The 17,764-nt window shown below is 74.9% G+C and carries 20 protein-coding genes; 11 read left to right on the forward strand and 9 right to left on the reverse strand.

Annotated elements, in window-relative coordinates:
* Positions 1-9 precede the first annotated feature (9 nt).
* Positions 10-1,143, forward strand: a complete 1,134-nt coding sequence (locus VG869_01270) for a ferritin-like domain-containing protein (protein HEV3449810.1) — start codon at positions 10-12, stop codon at positions 1,141-1,143.
* Between the two features lie 7 nt (positions 1,144-1,150).
* Here the strand turns inward: VG869_01270 and aat are convergent, their stop codons facing one another.
* Positions 1,151-1,963 carry a leucyl/phenylalanyl-tRNA--protein transferase gene (gene aat / locus VG869_01275; protein HEV3449811.1) on the reverse strand — a complete coding sequence of 271 codons (813 nt, stop codon included), beginning with the start codon at positions 1,961-1,963 and terminating at the stop codon, positions 1,151-1,153.
* 118 nt (positions 1,964-2,081) lie between these two features.
* Between aat and VG869_01280 the strand changes: the two genes are divergently transcribed.
* Complete coding sequence (locus VG869_01280; GenBank protein ID HEV3449812.1) at positions 2,082-3,068, forward strand: transglycosylase family protein; 987 nt, start codon at positions 2,082-2,084, stop codon at positions 3,066-3,068.
* A gap of 1 nt (position 3,069) precedes the next feature.
* Here VG869_01280 and VG869_01285 read toward each other — a convergent pair whose 3' ends face one another.
* Complete coding sequence (locus tag VG869_01285) at positions 3,070-3,594, reverse strand: MOSC domain-containing protein (protein ID HEV3449813.1); 525 nt, start codon at positions 3,592-3,594, stop codon at positions 3,070-3,072.
* A gap of 11 nt (positions 3,595-3,605) precedes the next feature.
* Positions 3,606-4,427, reverse strand: coding sequence for an SDR family NAD(P)-dependent oxidoreductase (locus tag VG869_01290; protein HEV3449814.1), 822 nt, complete (start codon positions 4,425-4,427; stop codon positions 3,606-3,608).
* 56 nt (positions 4,428-4,483) lie between these two features.
* On the opposite strand from VG869_01290, the gene VG869_01295 reads away from it, so the two are divergent.
* Positions 4,484-4,894: a DUF427 domain-containing protein gene (locus tag VG869_01295; GenBank protein HEV3449815.1), complete on the forward strand. Its 411-nt coding sequence runs from the start codon at positions 4,484-4,486 to the stop codon at positions 4,892-4,894.
* Positions 4,895-4,917: 23 nt separating this feature from the next.
* On the forward strand, positions 4,918-5,412 hold the full coding sequence (locus VG869_01300; protein ID HEV3449816.1) for a carboxymuconolactone decarboxylase family protein: 495 nt from the start codon (positions 4,918-4,920) through the stop codon (positions 5,410-5,412).
* A gap of 7 nt (positions 5,413-5,419) precedes the next feature.
* Here the strand turns inward: VG869_01300 and VG869_01305 are convergent, their stop codons facing one another.
* A complete protein-coding gene (locus VG869_01305) occupies positions 5,420-6,070 on the reverse strand; it encodes an SGNH/GDSL hydrolase family protein (protein ID HEV3449817.1) in 651 nt (216 codons plus the stop codon).
* A gap of 43 nt (positions 6,071-6,113) precedes the next feature.
* On the opposite strand from VG869_01305, the gene VG869_01310 reads away from it, so the two are divergent.
* On the forward strand, positions 6,114-6,611 hold the full coding sequence (locus VG869_01310; protein ID HEV3449818.1) for a DUF6624 domain-containing protein: 498 nt from the start codon (positions 6,114-6,116) through the stop codon (positions 6,609-6,611).
* Between the two features lies 1 nt (position 6,612).
* On the opposite strand, the gene VG869_01315 is transcribed toward VG869_01310, so the two are convergent.
* Both VG869_01315 and VG869_01320 read right to left on the reverse strand, forming a co-directional pair.
* Positions 6,613-7,248, reverse strand: a complete 636-nt coding sequence (locus VG869_01315; protein HEV3449819.1) for a DNA-3-methyladenine glycosylase 2 family protein — start codon at positions 7,246-7,248, stop codon at positions 6,613-6,615.
* Complete coding sequence (locus tag VG869_01320) at positions 7,248-8,345, reverse strand: adenylate/guanylate cyclase domain-containing protein (GenBank protein HEV3449820.1); 1,098 nt, start codon at positions 8,343-8,345, stop codon at positions 7,248-7,250. The genes VG869_01315 and VG869_01320 overlap by 1 nt, the downstream gene beginning before the upstream one ends.
* Before the next feature lie 118 nt (positions 8,346-8,463).
* Between VG869_01320 and VG869_01325 the strand changes: the two genes are divergently transcribed.
* Positions 8,464-9,213, forward strand: a complete 750-nt coding sequence (locus tag VG869_01325; protein HEV3449821.1) for a L,D-transpeptidase — start codon at positions 8,464-8,466, stop codon at positions 9,211-9,213.
* Positions 9,214-9,215: 2 nt separating this feature from the next.
* Complete coding sequence (locus VG869_01330) at positions 9,216-10,481, forward strand: alkyl sulfatase dimerization domain-containing protein (protein ID HEV3449822.1); 1,266 nt, start codon at positions 9,216-9,218, stop codon at positions 10,479-10,481.
* 22 nt (positions 10,482-10,503) lie between these two features.
* On the opposite strand, the gene VG869_01335 is transcribed toward VG869_01330, so the two are convergent.
* Positions 10,504-11,766: an NAD(P)/FAD-dependent oxidoreductase gene (locus VG869_01335; GenBank protein ID HEV3449823.1), complete on the reverse strand. Its 1,263-nt coding sequence runs from the start codon at positions 11,764-11,766 to the stop codon at positions 10,504-10,506.
* Positions 11,767-11,795: 29 nt separating this feature from the next.
* On the opposite strand from VG869_01335, the gene VG869_01340 reads away from it, so the two are divergent.
* Positions 11,796-12,590, forward strand: coding sequence for an SDR family oxidoreductase (locus VG869_01340; GenBank protein HEV3449824.1), 795 nt, complete (start codon positions 11,796-11,798; stop codon positions 12,588-12,590).
* A 4-nt stretch (positions 12,591-12,594) separates the two neighbouring features.
* Here the strand turns inward: VG869_01340 and VG869_01345 are convergent, their stop codons facing one another.
* Entirely contained in the window at positions 12,595-14,823 is a 2,229-nt protein-coding gene (locus tag VG869_01345) for a molybdopterin-dependent oxidoreductase (protein ID HEV3449825.1), read from the reverse strand.
* 147 nt (positions 14,824-14,970) lie between these two features.
* On the opposite strand from VG869_01345, the gene VG869_01350 reads away from it, so the two are divergent.
* Entirely contained in the window at positions 14,971-15,687 is a 717-nt protein-coding gene (locus VG869_01350) for an MBL fold metallo-hydrolase (GenBank protein HEV3449826.1), read from the forward strand.
* Positions 15,684-16,190: a GNAT family N-acetyltransferase gene (locus VG869_01355; GenBank protein ID HEV3449827.1), complete on the forward strand. Its 507-nt coding sequence runs from the start codon at positions 15,684-15,686 to the stop codon at positions 16,188-16,190. The genes VG869_01350 and VG869_01355 overlap by 4 nt, the downstream gene beginning before the upstream one ends.
* On the opposite strand, the gene VG869_01360 is transcribed toward VG869_01355, so the two are convergent.
* Positions 16,159-17,352: a cytochrome P450 gene (locus VG869_01360; GenBank protein HEV3449828.1), complete on the reverse strand. Its 1,194-nt coding sequence runs from the start codon at positions 17,350-17,352 to the stop codon at positions 16,159-16,161. The genes VG869_01355 and VG869_01360 overlap by 32 nt on opposite strands.
* A gap of 82 nt (positions 17,353-17,434) precedes the next feature.
* Here VG869_01360 and VG869_01365 point away from each other — a divergent pair.
* Positions 17,435-17,764: acyl-CoA dehydrogenase family protein (locus tag VG869_01365; GenBank protein ID HEV3449829.1), on the forward strand; the 330-nt coding region annotated here is incomplete at its 3' end.

Below are 17,764 nucleotides of genomic sequence, written 5' to 3' on the forward strand. Positions count from 1 at the left end.
AGCAGCCCGATGAGCATCGACCACGCCGAGTTCCAGGCCCTCGGGCGCGACGACGTCAACGCCGTCGAGTCGATCCTGGCCGACGACGACGTGGACTTCGGCGTCGAGGCCCACGCCACCGCGGTCGGCGGCGACGCCGTCTTCACCTGGGACTACGACCGGAGCCGCCAGGGGCTCTCGAAGCTGTACGAGCGGGCGAAGACGTCGCAGTGGAACGGCGCCACCGACCTCGACTGGAGCACCGACGTGGACGTCGAGGCGGTCGCCCAGGAGATGTCACTCGCCATGGCCCCGCTGCGGCGCCTGCTCACCGACCTGCCCGGGTCGCCGCTCCAGAGCTGGGACGAGACCCACTGGAACCAGCTCGCCGTCGAGGCCTTCCGCTGGCGGATGAGCCAGTTCCTGCACGGCGAGCAGGGCGCGCTGGTCTGCACGGCCAAGATCGTCGAGACCGTCCCGTGGATCGACGCCAAGTACTACGCGGCCACGCAGGTGATGGACGAGGCCCGCCACGTCGAGGTCTTCTCGCGCTACCTCGACAGCAAGCTCGGTGGCGGCTACCCGGTGAACCCGAACCTCCAGCTCCTCATCGACGACGTGATCCGCGACCACCGCTGGGACATGACGTACATGGGCATGCAGATCATGATCGAGGGGCTGGCCCTCGCCGCCTTCGGGTTCATGCACCAGGTGACCGCCGAGCCGCTGCTGAAGAAGCTGCTCCGCTACGTGCTGTCCGACGAGGCCCGCCACGTCGCCTTCGGCGTCCTGTCGCTGCAGGAGTACTACGCCGGGCTCGACGCCGCCGAGATCCGGGAGCGGCAGGAGTTCGCGTTCGAGGCCGCGCTCCGCATGCGCGACCGGCTGATGATGCACACGGTGTGGGAGCGCTGCGGCATCGATCGGGAGACGATCACGCGGATGCTGTTCGAGGTCCGCCGGCCGGGCGTCAACCCGTTCCAGGCCTCGCTGTTCTCGAAGATCGTCCCGAACTGCAAGAAGCTTGGCCTCCTGGACGCCGGCGACGGCTGGCTGCGCGACCGGTTCACCGAGATCGGTGTCATCGAGTTCGAGCACGCGCCGGACACCGAGGTCGAGTACGAGCTGCTCGACGCCGTCGCCGCCGACCGCGCCTCGTCCTGACGGCCGCTCAGCCCAGCCGCAGCTGCGGCCGGCACACCGCGTCGTCGAGCAGCTCGAGGTAGCGGGCGCGGGGCACCTCGAGGGCGCCGAGCGTCGCCAGGTGCGGCGTGCACCACTGCACGTCGAAGAGGACCCCGCCGCCGGCGCCGAGCCGCTCGATCACGGCCGCCACCGCCACCTTCGAGGCGTCGCGAGCCCGGTGGAACATCGACTCGCCGGCGAAGAACCCGCCGACGGCCACGCCGTACAGGCCGCCGACGAGCAGCGGCGGGCCCTCGGCGGGCGGACCCCAGACCTCGACGCTGTGCGCCCACCCCAGGGTGTGCAGCCGCGCGTACGCGGCGATGAACTCCTCGTCGATCCAGCCGTTCGGGCGGGACGGGTCGGCGCAGCCGCGCATGACGGGCACGAAGGCGGTGTCGACGGTCACGTCGTAGCGGCGCGCCGACCGGCGCAGCGACCGGGCGCCCCGCCAGCCCGCGATCGGGATCACGCCCCGCGGGTCGGGCGACCACCAGCCGAGCGGGCCGCCCTCCTCGAGGCGCATCGGGAACAGACCCTGCCCGTAGGCGGCCAGGAGCGTCCCGGGCTCGAGGTCAGCGCCGAGGGCCACGAGCTCCTCGGCGGCGCCGCGAGGGTCGGGCAGGGCCCAGCGGGTCGGTGACGGCGGGACCGGCGTGAGCGGCGGCCCGGTCAGGGGTGACCCCCGTCGCCGGAGGGGCGGGAGGCCCGGCCCCACCCCGGCGCCGGCCGGGGCGGCGAGGCCCGGCGGTCCGTGGTGCTGCTCGTCATGGGGGGCTCCCGGGGGGCGGCGGGCCAACGAGCGTACCGGCGCGGACGTCGGCGGCGGCCGCGGCCGGCACTACCCTTGGGGTTTCCGCTCCACCCGGGTCCTGGCTCGTCGCGAGCCGGGGCCCCGAGCCTGGAGGCCCCCGCCGTTGATCCTGACCGTGCGCACGCGGGCGTGGGCGGGTCTCGGGATCGCCGCCGCCGTGGGCGCCCTCGCGCTGGCCCCGCCGGCCGGGGCCCAGACCGGCGGGGGGACCGGCGGCGACGCCAGCGTCCAGGCCCTCCGGGCCGAGGCCGACGCCGCCTCGGGCGCGTACTTCGGCGCCCTCAGCCGCTACGCCACGCTGCAGGGCGAGATCGCCGGTGTCGAGGCCCAGCTGCCCACCCTCCGGGCCGAGGAGGCGGCCGCGGTCCGGGCCGCCACCGGCCGGGCCGTGGCGGCGTACGAGAGCGCCGGCTCCCAGGAGCTCGGCGCCATCATCACGAGCGAGAGCGTGCTCGCCGCCGCCCGTCAGACCCAGTGGCTCCGGGTCCTGAACGCCCGGGAGGACCGGGTGCTCCTCGCGCTGCGGCGGGCCGACGACCGGCTGCGGGCCCGCGAGCGAACGCTGCGAGCCGAGCAGCAAAACGCCGCCGGCGCCCTGACGACCCTGCAGGCCCAGGGCCAGGTGCTCGAGGCCCGGCTCGGGGCGGCCCAGGCCCGCCAGAGCCAGCTCGTCGCCGCGGCCGCCTCGACGGGCCCGAGCGCCCCCGCCGGGTCCACCGCGCCCCCGGCCGCGGGTCCGACCGGGCCGCCGACGGGCGGGACACCGGCGCCCGCGCCGGCGGCGCCGCCGGCCCCGAGCCCCGGGTACACCCCGACGCCCGGCGCGAACCCCCACCACGACGACCCGTTCCTGACCTGCATCCGGGCCCGAGAGAGCGGCGGCAACTACCGGGCCTACAACCCCGCCGGGCCTTACATGGGCGCCTACCAGTTCCTGCAGGCGACCTGGGACGGCGCCGCCAACCACATCGGGCGGACCGCGCTCATCGGCGTCCGGCCCGACCAGGCGTCGCCGTTCGACCAGGACGACGTCGCCTGGGGCGCGTACCAGTGGCAGGGCGCCGGCCCGTGGGGCGGCCACTGCCCGTAGCTCAGGGCAGCGCGACCTCGTCGCCGACCCGCAACCACCCGCCCTCGGTGACGCGGGCGCAGATCCCACCTCGCCGGGCGCCGAGGGCGCGGGTCATGCCCGCCTCGGTGATCGAGGCGATGTACCGGCACGGCGGGCGGGGCCGGTCGTAGGCGAGCTCGACGTCGCCGATCGTGAACGAGCGACCGGTCAGGTCGACCAGGTCGAAGCCCCGGGTCACGAGGTTGCGCCGGTGCTCGCCGTGGTGGACCGCCACGCCGTACACGCGCGTCACCTCGTCGAGCACCTCGCCGGCGATGAGGGTCACCTGGCACTCGTCGAGGGGGCTCCAGTAGCCGGCGTGCTCGGCGTACCGGTCGCCGCGCAGCCCCGACCCGGCGACGGCCTCGACCGACTCGACCGACCGCATCGGCGCGCCGCCGGCGTCGGTGACGAAGATCGCCTCCAGCCGCCCGACCGGCGTCGCCGGCGGCCGGGCGCGGGCGGCCCGACCGACCCGCGGGACCCACCGACGCGACAGTCGCACGGGTCGGGACGCTACGCGGCGCCGGTCCAGGCCGGCAGCATCGACAGCTGGAACGCCTCGTCCGACTGGCGGCGCCAGGCCTCGAGCATGCCGACCGACAAGGGGTCGCACCCGACCCGCAGCGGCGCGTCGTCGTCGAGGATGGCGTCGACGATCGCGCGCGCGGCGTCGCGCACCGACGTCACCATCGCCTCGATCCCCTGCCGGCCGGCGTGGTACCGCTCGGCCATTGCGCGGTACTCGGCGTGGTCGATCGCCTCGGGCGCGCGACCAGAGCCCTCGAACATCTCGGTGGCGATCGGGCCCGGCATGATCTCGAGCACGCGGATCCCGAAGGGCGCCAGCTCGGCGCGCAGGCTCTCCCCGATCGCGCTCACCGCGGCCTTGCTCGAGCGGTACGGGGCGTAGAAGGGCACCGGCGCCAGGATCGAGGACGAGGTGACGTTGCACACCACCCCGCCGCCGCTCGCCCGCAGCACCGGGATCGCCGGTCGCGTGACCTCGATGAGGCCGAACACGTTCGTCTCGTACATGTGCCGCCACAGCTCGAGCGGGGTGTCCTCGAAGGCGGGGTGCGGCGCCTCGACGCCGGCGTTGTTCACCAGCACCCGGAGGCCCGACGGCATGTGGAACGACGCCGGCGCGGTGACGTCGAGCCGCTCGATCCGGACCGATCCGGCGGCGTCGTCCACCTCCTCGGGCAGGTCCCACCCCTTCGAGGGGTCGCGCATCGTGGCCACGACGTCGAAGCCCCGCCGGGCCAGCTCGACCGCGACCCCGCGCCCGATCCCACGGCCGGCCCCGGTGACGACGGCGATCCCCTGCGGCTCCATGCCCCCTCCTCGTCTCGTGGGCGGGAAGTGTGACAGGTCGCCCTAGGCTCGCCGCCGTGGAGGGCCATCGGATCACGCTGCACGACGACCCGCGGCGGGTGGAGGTGCTCGTCGACGGGACCCTGGTCGCGTCGTCGACCGACACCGTCGTGCTCGAGGAGACCGGCCTGCCGCCCCGGCACTACTTCCCGCGCGCCGACGTGCAGATGGACCGGCTCGAGGCCACCCCCACCGAGACCGTCTGCCCATTCAAGGGCCAGGCGTCGTACTGGTCGTTCCGAGGCCCGAGCGGCGAGCACCGGGACGTGGCGTGGGCCTACGAGCACCCGATCGACGCCGTCGCGCCGATCGCCGGACGCCTCTGCTTCTACGCCGAGCGGACCGAGCACCGGATCGACGGCGTGGCCCAGGCCCGGCCGGAGTCGCCGTGGAGCCCGGCCCCGGCGCGCGACGCCGCCGACGCCTGAGGCCCGGCGCGAGACTGCCGGCGATGCGCCCCCGCCTCGAGGTCCCGGACGGCCCGGGGGGTGCTCCCGTGCAGGTGTGGAACCTGCGGCCCGAGCTCCTGCCGACGGTGCAGGCCATGATCGATGGTCCCTACCACCGCAGCCGCCTCCCGGCTCGCGAGCGGGAGGCGGCCCGGATGCGGATCGCCCAGCTCAACGACTGCTCGATCTGCCGGGACTTCCGCGCCGGCTCCGCACGCGCCGGTGGCGCGACCGAGGACCTCTACGACCACGTCGCCGAGCCCGACGACGCCGCGTACACGCCGCGGGAGCGCCTCGCCATCGAGTTCGCGGAGCGCTTCGCGGTCGACCACCAGGGCATCGACGACGAGCTGTTCGAACGGCTCCGCGCCGCCTTCGCGGACGAGGAGATCCTCGACCTCGCGCTCTGCTGCGCGGTGTTCCTCGGCCTCGGTCGGCTGCTCGCGGTGCTCGGCATCGAAGCCGACGACGCGCTGGCCGCCGACCCCGCCCGCTGAGCCGCCGCTACCCCGTCGGGTCGAGGGGGAGCCCCAGCGCGGCGGCGAACGCCGCCGTCCAGTCCCGGTAGCCGCGCTCGCTGGGATGGAACTCGTCGGCGGCGAGCTTGCCCGCCCACGGCGACCCGGTGCGGGCCCAGACGTCGGCGACCACGAGGCCACGAGCCGACGCCTCGGTGCGGACGACGTCGTTCAGGATCTCGGTGCGGCGTCGGCCCAGCCCGCGCGGCAGGGTGGCGACGACCGCCCCCGTCGGCAGCGCCGCCAGCACCCGCTCGAGGTCGCGCCGAGGCCGCCGCAGCCCCGGACGCCAGGCCAGGTCGTTCGACCCGGCCGCGCACGTGACGAGGTCCGGCGCCGCCGGCAGCGTCGACAGCGCCCGCAGCTGGCGGGGCACGTCGCGGAGCCGGGCGCCCGACACCGACTCGTTCGCGAGGCGCCACCGGCGTCCGTCTCGCGCTTCGAGCAGCCGTCGCAGCTGCCCGACGTACCCGCGGTCGAAGGCCGGGGCCCCGATGCCCTGCCCCGTCGAGTCGCCGAGCACGAGCCAGAGCGGCCCGTCCCCGTCGCGGTCGGCGGCGTTCGATCGTTCCCACGCCGCCCGGAACGGCGCGACGGCGTCGAGCGTCGCCGCGACTCCCGGACGGAGGCGGCGCACGAGGGGGCTCTCCAGGAGGCCGATGGGCCTATCCTCCCCTTCGATGCCGCGACCGCCCCGCCCGCGCGACGACGCGCTGCGCGCGGAGCTGGTGGCGATGGCCGTCCGGCCGGGTGACCCCCGCCACGCCGACCGGCTCTGGGCCATCCTCGACGACTACGAGATGTGGCCCGGCCTCCGGCTCGTGGGCGAGGAGGGCGAGCGGGCGGCGTGGCTCGTCGTGCAGCTCGGGGACACCGACCTGCAGCGGCGGGCGCTCCCCCACCTCGAGGCCGCCGTCGACCAGGGCGACGCCCACCCCTCCCACTACGCCTGCCTCCTCGACCGGGTGCGCATGAGCGAGGGGCAGCCCCAGGTGTACGGCTCCCAGTTCGTCGTGCACGACGACGCCACGCTCTCGCCGTGGCCGATCGACGAGCCCGCCGCGGTCGACGAGCGCCGGTTCCGCGTCGGGCTGCCGCCGCTGGCGGCCCAGGCGCGCGACATGGAGCACCAGTACCAGGTGCGCGGCACCCTGTGGGGCCGCGAGTGGATCGCCTGACTCATCCCGTCGGCAGCACGGTGTCGACGGCCCGCCAGCAGTACCACGCCGCCACGGTGCGGTACGGCCGGTAGGGGTCGCCGAGCGGCTCGAGCTCCTTGGCCGTCGGCGGCGGGTCGAGGGCGTGGATGCGCGCGTAGCCCTTCCGCACCCCGAAGTCCTGGACCGGCCACACGTCGAGGCGACCGAGCTGGAAGATCAGGAACATCTCGGCCGTCCAGGGCCCGATCCCCTGCACGAGGGTGAGCTCGCGCACGACCTCGGCGTCCGGGAGGCGGGCGACCCGATCCAGCTGCACCTCGCCGTCCACGACGCGCCGCGCCAGGTCTCGGATCGTGCGGGCCTTCGCCGCCGACAGCCCGACGGATCGGAGCCGCTGGGCGCGGAGGGCCAGGACCGCCTCGGGCGTCGGCCCGTCGGCGAAGAGGGCGACGAGCCGCCCGTGGATGGCCCTCGCCGCCGCTCCCGCCAGCTGCTGGTAGCACACGGCCCGCACCAGCTCCGCGAAGTGGGTGCCCGGCGGACGGCCCCGCCGGAGATCGGGCGGCCCGACCGCGGTGATGAAGCGGGCGAGCCGCGCGTCGCGGGCGGACAGCTCCGCGGCGGCGTCGAGCAGCTGGCGGCGGACTCGCGCCACTACGACCGCCGGAGCGCGAACAGGGGCACCGCCCGACCGAAGCCGCGAAGCACGTGGTCGCCGAGGGGGTCGAAGGCGAAGCGGTCGGCGTCGCTCCGGCGGCGCACCTCGTCGGTCGTCCAGATCGCGCCCGGATCGGCGAGCTTGACGGCTCGGGCCGCGGTGTTGACGACCGGGCCGTAGTAGTCGCCGTAGCCGCGCACCAGGCCCCCCGCCGCCAGCCCGCCGCGGAGGCGCGGGAGCAGGGCGTCGTCGTCGACGCGCCGGGCCAGCTCGAGCGCGACCTCGCACGCGCTGCCGGCGTCGGTGGCGACGAACATCACCTCGTCGCCGATCGTCTTCACCACGTGGCCGCCGGCGGCGACGACCCGCTCGGTGGCGTCGCGCTCGAACGCGCTGATCAGACCCCCGAACTCGGCCGGGGAGAGGCGCTCGGCGAGCGCGGTCGACCCGACCAGGTCCAAGAAGCCGACGGTCAGGTCCGACGTCGCGGACGCGCCCGACACCGCCGTGCGCCGCACCGCGTCCTCGCAGTAGTGGAAGAAGATGTCGGCGATCATCCCCGGGACCTCGTCGACGAGCAAGCGCGTCGCGAAGTCGATGGCCTGGGCCCGCTCGAGCTCGCCCGCGCCCTCGGCGTCCAGGACCGGCGCGACGTTCTGGCCGAAGTTCGTCATCGCGGCGTCGGCGACGCTTGTGAGCGCGGCGCCGAGCACGCGCGTGAACTGGAGCGTCGACTCCAGCCCGAAGAGCTCCGCCGCCGCCGCGGCCAGCCGAATGGTGTCGACGTCGCTGTCGAGGAGGCGCGGCTCGTCCACGCCCGGGTCGCCGAGGCCGGCGGCTCGCAGAATGAGCGTGGCCTCCTCGAGCGGCACGCCCGCGGCGGCGGCGACGTCGCGCGGCGTGCGACGGCGGCGCCGCATGCACAGCTCGCCGGCCAGCGCCGGCAGGCCGCCCTCCGCGGCGGCGCGCCGGAGCTCGTCGTCCGTCGCGCCGCGGGCGGCCAGGAACCGGAGGGCGGCGAGGCGGTCCTCGGCTTCGGGGGCTTCGTCGTCGTAGAGGTCGAGTGCCGCCCAGCGGCGCGCGTCGTCCTCCACTCGGCCACAGTAGAGGAGGCCGCCGGGTCCGGGGGGCGGCGTCGACGCCGCGCCGGCGCGTCCCCGCGACGACGCGGCGGCCGAGCAGCGCGGTTCGGCTCCCCTAGCATGCGCGCCGGTGGCCCACCGCCTGCTCGTGCTCATGAGCCTCGCGCTCGTGCTCGCCGCCTGCGGCGGCGGATCCAACGGCCGGCCGAGCCTGTCGCGCGTCGTCACGCCGCCTCCGTGCTCGACGCCGCTGTTCGCGACCCCGGTGAGCTGCGTGGCGAAGCCGACGGGCCCGACGCTGCCCGTGTACGCCTCCCCGGCGGCGGCCTCGCCGTCGTGGACGTTCCCGAGCCCGTGGCTGCTGAACGGCGACGCCAGCCTCCGGGTGCCGCAGGTGCTGCTGGTCGAGCGCCGCCTCGGGTCGTGGCTCCGTCTCGAGCTGCCGGTGCGACCGAACGGGACGACGGGCTGGGTGCGGAGCCGTGACGTGGTGCTGCAGGAGGACCCGTACCGGATCGTGGTCCAGCTGGGGGCCCGTCACCTGACCGTCTACAGCGGCACCGCCGTCGTCACCCAGGACACGGTCGCGGTCGGCGCCCCCGCGACGCCGACCCCGACCGGCACCTTCTACCTGCGGGTGCTGCTGAAGGCGCCCGATCCGACCACGGTGTACGGGCCGTACGCGTACGGGCTGTCGGGGCACTCGGACGCCCTGACGGCGTTCGACGGCGGGGACGCCGAGCTCGGGATCCACGGCAACAACGACGCCTCGGTGCTGGGGCAGGGCGTCAGCCACGGGTGCATCCGCATGAGCAACGACAAGATCACGGCCTTGGCGTCCCTCCTGCCGCTCGGGACCCCGGTGCAGATCGCGGCCTGAGCGTGACCGACCTCCTCGAGCTCGCCGACCGGCTCTGGCGGGGCGCGGTCGACACCACCCAGGTCCACCCGTTCTCGCACTTCAACGAGCTCGCCGAGCCCGCCGCCGGCACCGGGTTCGTCGCCTCCTTCGCCAACGTGAGCGCGCTGCGGACCGACGACGGGCTCGTGCTCGTCGACACCGGCAGCGCGCTCCTGTCCGGCTCCGCGCACGACACGATCCGCCGCTGGACGGGCGACCCCGTCCACACGGTGGTGTTCACGCACGGCCACATCGACCACTGCTTCGGCGTCGAGCGCTACGACGCCGACAACGCCGAGCGGGGGGCACCCCCGCCCGTCGTCGTCGCGCACGAGGCGGTGGCGGACCGCTTCGACCGCTACCGCGCCACCATCGGGTACAACACGGTGATCAACCGCCGCCAGTTCTCGCTGGCCGGCGGCCAGTTCGTCTGGCCGGAGGAGTACCGCTACCCGGACCGCACCTACCGCGACCGCCTCGACCTCGACGTCGGCGGCGAGCGGGTCGAGCTCCACCACGCCCGCGGCGAGACCGACGACCACACCTGGGCCTGGGTCCCGGCGCGCGGGGTCCTGTTCAGCGGCGACCTGTTCATCTGGGCGTCGCCGAACTGCGGCAACCCCCAGAAGGTGCAGCGCTACCCGGGCGACTGGGCGGCGGCGCTCCGCACGATGGCCGCGCTCGGCGCGACCACGCTGCTGCCCGGGCACGGCCTCCCGGTCGTCGGGTCGGATCGGGTCCGACAGGCGCTGACGGACACCGCCGCCCTCCTCGAGCACCTCCTCGGCGCCACGCTCGAGCTCATGAACGCCGGCGCCCCGCTCGACGAGATCATCCACACCGTCCGCGCGCCCGCCGACCTGCTCGAGCGCCCGTACCTGCGGCCGGTCTACGACGAGCCGGAGTTCGTGGTCCGCAACGTCTGGCGCCTCTACGGCGGCTGGTACGACGGCAACCCGTCTCGGCTCAAGCCCGCGCCCGATCGCGACGTGGCGGCCGAGGTGGCGGCGCTCGCCGGCGGACCCGGACGCCTCGCCGAGCGGGCGCTCGAGCTGGCCGACGCCGGCGACCTGCGTCTCGCCGCGCAGGTCGTCGAGTGGGCGGCGCTGGCGGCGCCCGCCGACCGGGTGGTGCAGCGGGCCCGGGCCGACGTCTACGAGCGCCGGGTCGCCGACGCGACGTCCACGATGGCCAAGGGCGTGTTCGGCTGGGCGGCGCGCGAGTCGCGGGCCGCCAGCGACGACTGATCGCGCCGCGCCGAGCCCGCGGTCACGCCGAGCCGAGCCGGGCCGTCACCTCGGCGGCGGCGCGGCGACCGCTGGCGTACGCGGCGTGGACGACCGCGGCGATCGTCGTGGTGGACGTGCCGTCGCCGGCCCAGAACAGGTTGCCGGTGTCGGGCGCGGCGAGCGCGGCCCGGGCGCCGGCGCCGCCGTAGCGGACGAAGCTGTAGCCGCCTCGGGTCCACGGGTTCGTGCACCAGTCGACGCGTCGCCACGCCTCGACGAGCGCCGAGGGCCGGCGGCCGGGGAACAGCCGGTCGAGGTCCGCGAGCCCGACCCTCGCCGCCTCCGCCTCCGGCATCGCCGACAGCGCCCGGGCCCGGTGGCCGGTCACGTACGCGGTGAGCACGGGCTCGGCGTCGGCGCGCCCGTAGAGCGGCGTCCAGTACAGGCGGACGGGGCCGTCGCAGCCGAGCATCGTGAGCTCCGGGTTCCAGAACGGCTCCCGGAACCGGTAGAGGAGCTTCAGCACCGCGCCCATCTCGAGCCCGTCGAGGGCGCGCCACTTGGCGGCGGGCAGGTCGGGCTCGAAGCGGACCGTGTGCGCCTTCAGGACGCCGACCGGGAGCGTGCAGACGCCGGCGCGGGCTCGGATCGACTCGCCGCCGCCCGCGGTGACGGCGACGCCGTCCCGGTCCCAGCGCACGTCGGTCACGGTGAAGCCGATCCGCACGTCGAGGCCGGTGGCGAGGTGCGCGGGCAGCGCGTCGTAGCCGGCCGCGAGCCGCCAGTCGCACCCCCGCTCGAGGTCGGTGACCCGGTCGTCGCGCAGGCCGAGCACCGAGAGCTGGTCGGCGTCCCCGAGCGGGTGCAGCGTGAGCATCTGGTCGGCCAGGACACGAGCGGGCCCCTCGAGGTGGCGGTCGGCGAGCAGCTCGGCGACGGTGCGGTCGGGTCCGGTGTAGGAGTCCACGTCCTGGAGGAGGTCGCCCAGCCGGGCCAGCGACGGGTCTCCGAACAGCTCCGGCGACCACCGGCCGTCGACGGAGAGCTCGAACCCCGAGCCGGGGTCGCACTCGATGGTCTCGAAGCCCGCGGCGTGGATCTCGGGCCAGGTGTCGGCCTCGGCGGTGTGGACGAACTCGGCGCCCTGCTCGACCGGGTGCTCACCGAAGTCCCGAGCGGTGTGCACCCGTCCGCCGATCCGACTCTGCGCCTCGACGACGACGACGTCGAGCCCGGCGCGCGCGCAGTCGCGCGCGGCGGTGATCCCGGCCATGCCGGCGCCGATGACCACCACGTCTGGCATGGGGGCCGGATGGTACCGTCCCGGCCCGCATGCGCATCGAAGGCTCGACGTTCCTGGTGACCGGCGCGTCGTCCGGAATCGGCGCCGCGCTCGCACCGATGCTGGCGGCGCGCGGCGCGACCGTCGGGATCGTCGCGCGTCGGCGCGATCGCCTCGAGGCGGTGCTCGCCCGCTGCGCCGAGCATTCGCCGCGGTCGCGGCTGTGGGCCGTCGACCTCGGCGACCTCGATGCCGCCGCGGGTGTGGCGCTCGAGTGCTGGGACGTCTTCGACGGCCTCGACTGCCTGGTGAACAACGCCGCCATCCCCAAGCGGGTGCCGGTGCCTCGGCTCACGCCCGAGCTGGTGGACGAGACGATGCGGGTGAACTTCACGTCGCCGGTGCGGATGACGCTCGCGCTGCTGCCCCGGTGGATCGAGCGGGGTTCCGGCTGCGTCGTCAACGTCTCGAGCATGGGCGGCCGGCTTGGCATCGCGCACGAGGCGGCCTACTGCGCCTCGAAGTTCGGGCTCTGCGGGTGGAGCGAATCGATGGCGATCGACCTGCGCGGCACCGGCGTCGAGGTGAAGCTGGCGCTGCCGGGGCCCATCGGGACCGAGATCTGGGACCTGCCCGGCAACGACCCTGCGCTGTACGCCGGGCCGTTCGTGCCGGCTGACGAGTGCGCCGCCAGCCTCGTCGACGCGATCGAGGCTGACGGCTTCGAGTTCTTCGTGCCCCCCGAGTTCCCGGGCGGTCTCGGCTCCCAGCACGAGATGGTCGTGGGCAAGACGCGCGACGTCGACGCGTTCATCGACCTCATGGGCCAGATGGCCGAGGGCTGACCGCCTAGGCCGGCGCCACGTCGACGGCGACGCCGTTCAGGACCGCGTTGCCCGAGAGCGGGTCGCACCGCTCGGCGCCGGCCACGACGTTGCTGTTGACGCCCGGCCGACCGGCGGCCACGCCGAGCAGCACGCCGTCGCGATCGTGGCCCCACCCGTGCGGGAGGCTCACGACGCCGGGCATCATCTCGTCGCTGACCTCGACCGGCGCCACCACCGACCCGCCGGGGCCGGCGACCGTGGCCCGGCCTCCGGGCCGCAGGCCCAGCCGCTCGGCGTCGTCGGGGTGCACGAGCAGGGTGCAGCGGTCGCGGCCCTTCACGAGGACCTCGACGTTGTGCATCCACGAGTTGTTCGAGCGCAGGTCGCGCCGTCCGATCAGCACGGTGCCGTTCGGCGGCCGCGACCGGCCGGCGCGCAGCCGCTCGACGTCAGCGACCAGCAGCTCGGGCGCGAGCTCGATCGTGCCCGACGGGGTGCGCAGGACCTCCGGCACCCGCTCGGTCAGCGGGCCGAGGTCGACGCCGTGGGGCTCGGCCTCCAAGCGAGCGAGGGTGAGCCCACCGGGGTCGGCGCCGAACCCGTCCCCGTACGGGCCCGTCCGGAGCATGAGGTCGAGGATCCGCTCCGGGCCCCGCCGACCCGCGAGCGCCGCCAGCAGGTCGGACGCGTCGCGGCCGGCGACGTTCGAGCCCGGTCGCTGGACCGCCTTGTCGACCAGCCCGGCGACGATGGCGTCGTCGAGGGCGTGCGGGTCGGCGTCCGCGCCGGCGCCGGCCACGATGTTGGCCAGGCGGAGCAGCGTCTCCCACTCGTCGACCTCGTCGGGCCCGAGCGGGATGAGCGGCGGCGAGTAGTTGGCGACGTTGCGGACCGCCAGCGCGTACAGCGCCACGTCGTAGTGGCCGTGGGCCAGCAGCGGCGGCGGCGGGAGGATGACGTCGGCGTGGCGGGTGGTCTCGTTGACGTAGAGGTCGACGCTGACCATGAACTCGAGGGTGCCGAGGGCGGCGTCGAGGCGGTCGCTGTCCGGGGCCGACACCGCGGGGTTGCCGGCCACGGTCACGAAGCCGCGCACCTGCCCGTCGCCCGGCGTCGTGATCTCCTCGGCGAGGCCGACGACCGGCAGCTCGCCGAACACCTCGGGCCGGCCGCGCACCCGGCTCGCGCGTCGGCCGAAGCGCACCCCGCGCCCGACCCCCGGCTTCCCGCCGGTGTTCGCGCCGCCGGTGGCGGGGCGGGTGAACATCGCCCCGCCCGGCCGGTCGAGGTTGCCGGTGAGCACGTTGCACACGTCGACAAGCCACGACGACAGGGTCCCGAACTCCTGGGCGCAGGTGCCGAGCCGCGCGTACACCGCGGCCCGGCGGGCCGCGGCGAGCTCGCGGGCGAGGCGGCGGATCGTGTCGGCGTCCACGCCGCATGGCGCCGCGACCGCGTCGGGCGAGAACTCGCGCACCAGCGCCTCGACGGTCTCGAGCCCCGACAGGTGCGGCCGGAGCCGCCCCGGGTCGGCGAGCCGCTCGGCGAAGAGGGTGTGGGCGATCGCGGCGAGCAGGTACGCGTCCGTGCCGGGTCGGATGAAGACGTGCTCGTCGGCCTCCTCGGCGGTCTTCGTGCGACGGGGGTCGACCACGACGAGCCGACCGCCGCGAGCCCGCAGGGCGCGGAGGCGCCCCGGGAGGTCGGGCGCGGTCAGCAGGCTCCCGTTCGACGCGAACGGGTTGGCGCCGAGCAGGAGCAGGTGGTCGGTGCGGTCGACGTCGGGGACCGGGATCGACAGCCCGGCCCCGAACATCAGGCCCGCCGACACCTGCTTCGGCATCTGGTCGAGCGTGCTGGCCGAGTAGACGTTCACCGACCCGAGGGCCTGGAGCAGCGCCCGGTTGTACAGCAGCCCGGCCAGGTTGTGGACGTTCGGGTTCCCGAGGTACACGGCGACGGCGTCGCGGCCGCCGCGCTCGAGGATCGGGGTCAGGCCGGCCTCGACGGCTCGGAACGCCTCCGGCCACCCGACCTCGCGCCAGCCGTCGCCGTCGCGGCGGAGCGGTCGGCGCACCCGGTCCGGGTCGGTGTCGACCTTCCCCACCGCGCTGCCCTTCGGGCAGAGGAACCCGTGGCTGAACACGTCGTCGCGGTCCCCGCGCACGAGCGTGACCGCGCCGTCGTCGACGTGCAGCTCGAGCCCGCAGGTCGCCTCGCAGAGGGGGCAGGTGCGGTAGCCGACGACCACCGCGACAGGCTACGTCGCGCCCCGACGGTACGCTGCGGCCGCCACGGCCGCGGCGGCCGTCGTCGAGGCGTTCGGGAGGACCATGTCGTTCGTCGGGTTCGGTGCCGAGCCCCGCTCCCGCGCGCCCGACCGAGGCGTCGGTGGCTCGTGACCGACCAGCTCTACTTCCGGCAGCTGCTCGCGGGGAGGGACTTCGCCCGCCAGGACGCGATCGCGCCGCAGATGGTGAACTTCGTGTACCTGATCGGCGACCGAGACCGCGGCGAGGCGGTCGCGGTCGACCCGGCGTACGGCGTGCGCGAGCTCGTCGAGATCCTCGAGGCCGACGGGCTGCGGCTGACCGGCGTCCTCGCGACGCACTGGCACCCCGACCACGTCGGGGGGGACCTCATGGGCTACGGCATCGAGGGCATCCGCGAGCTCCTCGCCCTCCCGGACGTGTCGGCGCCGGTGCACGTCCAGCGCGACGAGGCGGAGTGGGTTCGGCGGGCGACCGGGGTCAGCGACACCGACCTGGTGCGGCACGACAGCGGCGACACGGTGACGGTGGGCGACGTCCCCGTGCACCTCGTCCACACGCCCGGTCACACGCCGGGCAGCCAGTGCTTCATCGTCGATCAGAAGCTCGTGGCCGGGGACACCCTCTTCCTCGACGGCTGCGGTCGCACCGACCTGCCCGGCGGCGACGCCGACCAGATGTACGAGAGCCTCACCCAGCGGCTGGCCGCCGTCCCCGACGACACGGTTCTGTACCCCGGCCACCGGTACTCGGAGGCCCCGTTCGCGACCATGGGCGAGACGCGCCGGCACAACTACGTGTTCCGGCTGCCCACGCTCGAGCAGTGGCGTCAGCTCCTGGGGTGAGCGTCCAGATCGCCGACGACCGGCCCGACTCGCCGGCGGCGGCGCCACTGGTGCGAGACCTGCTCGCCGAGCTGCACGCGCGGTACGGGCAGCCCGACGCCGACCCTGACCGCCTCACCGCCGCGGACCTGGCGCCGCCGCGCGGGGCGTTCGTGGTCGCCTGGCTCGACGCCGCCGCGGTCGGCTGCGGGGGGCTGCGCCGGTACGCCGACGGCGTGGCCGAGCTGAAGCGGATGTACGTCGCCCCGCCCTGGCGGGGCCGGGGCGTCGCCCGCGCCGTCCTGGCCCGGCTCGAGGCTCGGGCCGCCGAGCTCGGCTACCGGCGGCTGCTCCTCGAGACCGGGCTGCGGCAACCCGAGGCGATGGCCCTGTACGCGTCGGCCGGCTACGAGGCGATCGAGCCGTACGGGTACTACCGGTCGTCGCCGTTGAGCCGCTGCTTCGGCAAGTCGCTCCCGGGCGACCCGCCGCTCAGCTCGGGTCGAAGCGAACCGGGAGGCTGACGGGGCCCCGGAAGGCGAGGCCGGCGATCACCGGCGGCGGCTGGTCGGGGTCGAGCCGCAGGTTCGGGAGCCGATCGAGGATGAGGTCGAGGCCGACCCCCAGCTCGAGGCGGGCGAGGTGCATGCCGAGGCACTGGTGCTGACCGGTGCCGAAGGCGAGGTGGTTCTGGGTCGGCCGGTCGGGGTCGAACTCGTCGGCGTGCTCGTAGCGGGCCTCGTCGTGGTTGGCCGAGCCGGTGATGACGCTGATCGCGGCGCCCTTCGGGATCGGGCACCCGCCGACCTCGGCGTCGGCGGCGGCGACGCGGCTCACCTGGGTGACGGAGGTCTCCCAGCGCAGGGTCTCCTCGATCACCGCCGGGAGCAGGCTGCGGTCGGCGCGCACCCGGACCATCAGGTCCGGGTGGGTGAGCAGCCCGGTCAGGGCGTTGCCCATCACCCGGAACGTGGTCTCGGCGCCCGCCGGCAGCAGGAGCCGGAGGAAGCCGTAGATCTTCTCGTCCGTGAGCCGCTCGCCGTCGATCTCGGCGTGGACGAGGTCGCTGATGAGGTCCCCGCGAGGGTGGGCGCGCCGGTCCTCCACGATCGGGGCCAGGTAGTCGCGCATGGCCCGCGAGGCGGCCATCCCGACCTCCGGGTGCAGCGGCCCGGTGTTGATCTGCTCGGCCCACTCGTGGAACTGGGCGCTGTCCTCGAGGGGCACCCCGACCAGCCCGCAGATCACCTGCACCGGGTACTTGCTGGTGATGGCCTCGACGAGGTCGGCCTCGCCTCGGGGCGCGATCTCGTCGAGCAGCCGGGTGATCGTCGGGCGCACCAGCGCCGCGTCCCACCGCTCGAGCGCCGAGGCCCGGAAGGCGTGGGCGACGAGGTTGCGGTAGCTGCGGTGCTCCTGTCCGTCCATGGCCAGGATCAGCTCACCCATGTACTGCCCGATGTGCTCAGCGTTGATCGACGACGAGAACCGCTGGCCGTCCCGGAGCACGGCCTCGACGTCGGCGAACGTCGTCACCGAGAACATCGGGCGATCGGTGAACCCGAGGGTCGCCGAGTGGCTGCGGAACACGGGGCACTCGTGACGGGCCCGCTCCCAGATCGGGTACGGCTGGCCGGTGGCGAAGTCGAGCTCGTAGTCGAACTCGGGTGTGGTCGCCTGGCTCACCGATCCTCCGCTGGGGTTCGCACGCGCTCCCTGACACGGTAGTCAGGTCCTGGAGGACCGACAACGCATAGGCTGTAGGGAGATGGGCAGGCACGACGCAGGCCCGAACGGCGCGGACCCGTTCGCCGAGACCGAGGATCAGCAGGCGCTGCGAGCGCTGGCGCGGGAGGTCGCCGATCGGGACCTGGCGCCGAACGCCCGGCGGTGGGACGAGACCGAGGAGTTCCCCGAGGGCTCGTGGGACGCGCTCCGCAAGGCGGAGCTGTTCGGGATCACCGTCGACGAGGCCTACGGCGGGATGGGGATGGGCGACATCGAGGCGGCGATCGTCCTCGAGGAGCTGGCCCGCGTCGACGTGTCGAGCGCCATCCTCGCCCAGCTCATCTTCAACGGCCCGCCCCGCGCCATCCAG

The sequence above is a fragment of the Acidimicrobiia bacterium genome, from assembly GCA_035948415.1.
Taxonomy (GTDB): domain Bacteria; phylum Actinomycetota; class Acidimicrobiia; order IMCC26256; family PALSA-555; genus PALSA-555.

Bases quoted from the DNA above. Each gene is read 5' to 3' on its own strand.
- VG869_01310 (HEV3449818.1), top strand. From the start codon at position 6,114: ATGCCGCGACCGCCCCGCCCGCGCGACGACGCGCTGCGCGCGGAGCTG.
- VG869_01290 (HEV3449814.1), bottom strand. From the start codon at position 4,427: ATGGAGCCGCAGGGGATCGCCGTCGTCACCGGGGCCGGCCGTGGGATC.
- VG869_01340 (HEV3449824.1), top strand. From the start codon at position 11,796: ATGCGCATCGAAGGCTCGACGTTCCTGGTGACCGGCGCGTCGTCCGGA.
- VG869_01335 (HEV3449823.1), bottom strand. From the start codon at position 11,766: ATGCCAGACGTGGTGGTCATCGGCGCCGGCATGGCCGGGATCACCGCC.
- VG869_01270 (HEV3449810.1), top strand. From the start codon at position 10: ATGAGCATCGACCACGCCGAGTTCCAGGCCCTCGGGCGCGACGACGTC.
- VG869_01300 (HEV3449816.1), top strand. From the start codon at position 4,918: ATGCGCCCCCGCCTCGAGGTCCCGGACGGCCCGGGGGGTGCTCCCGTG.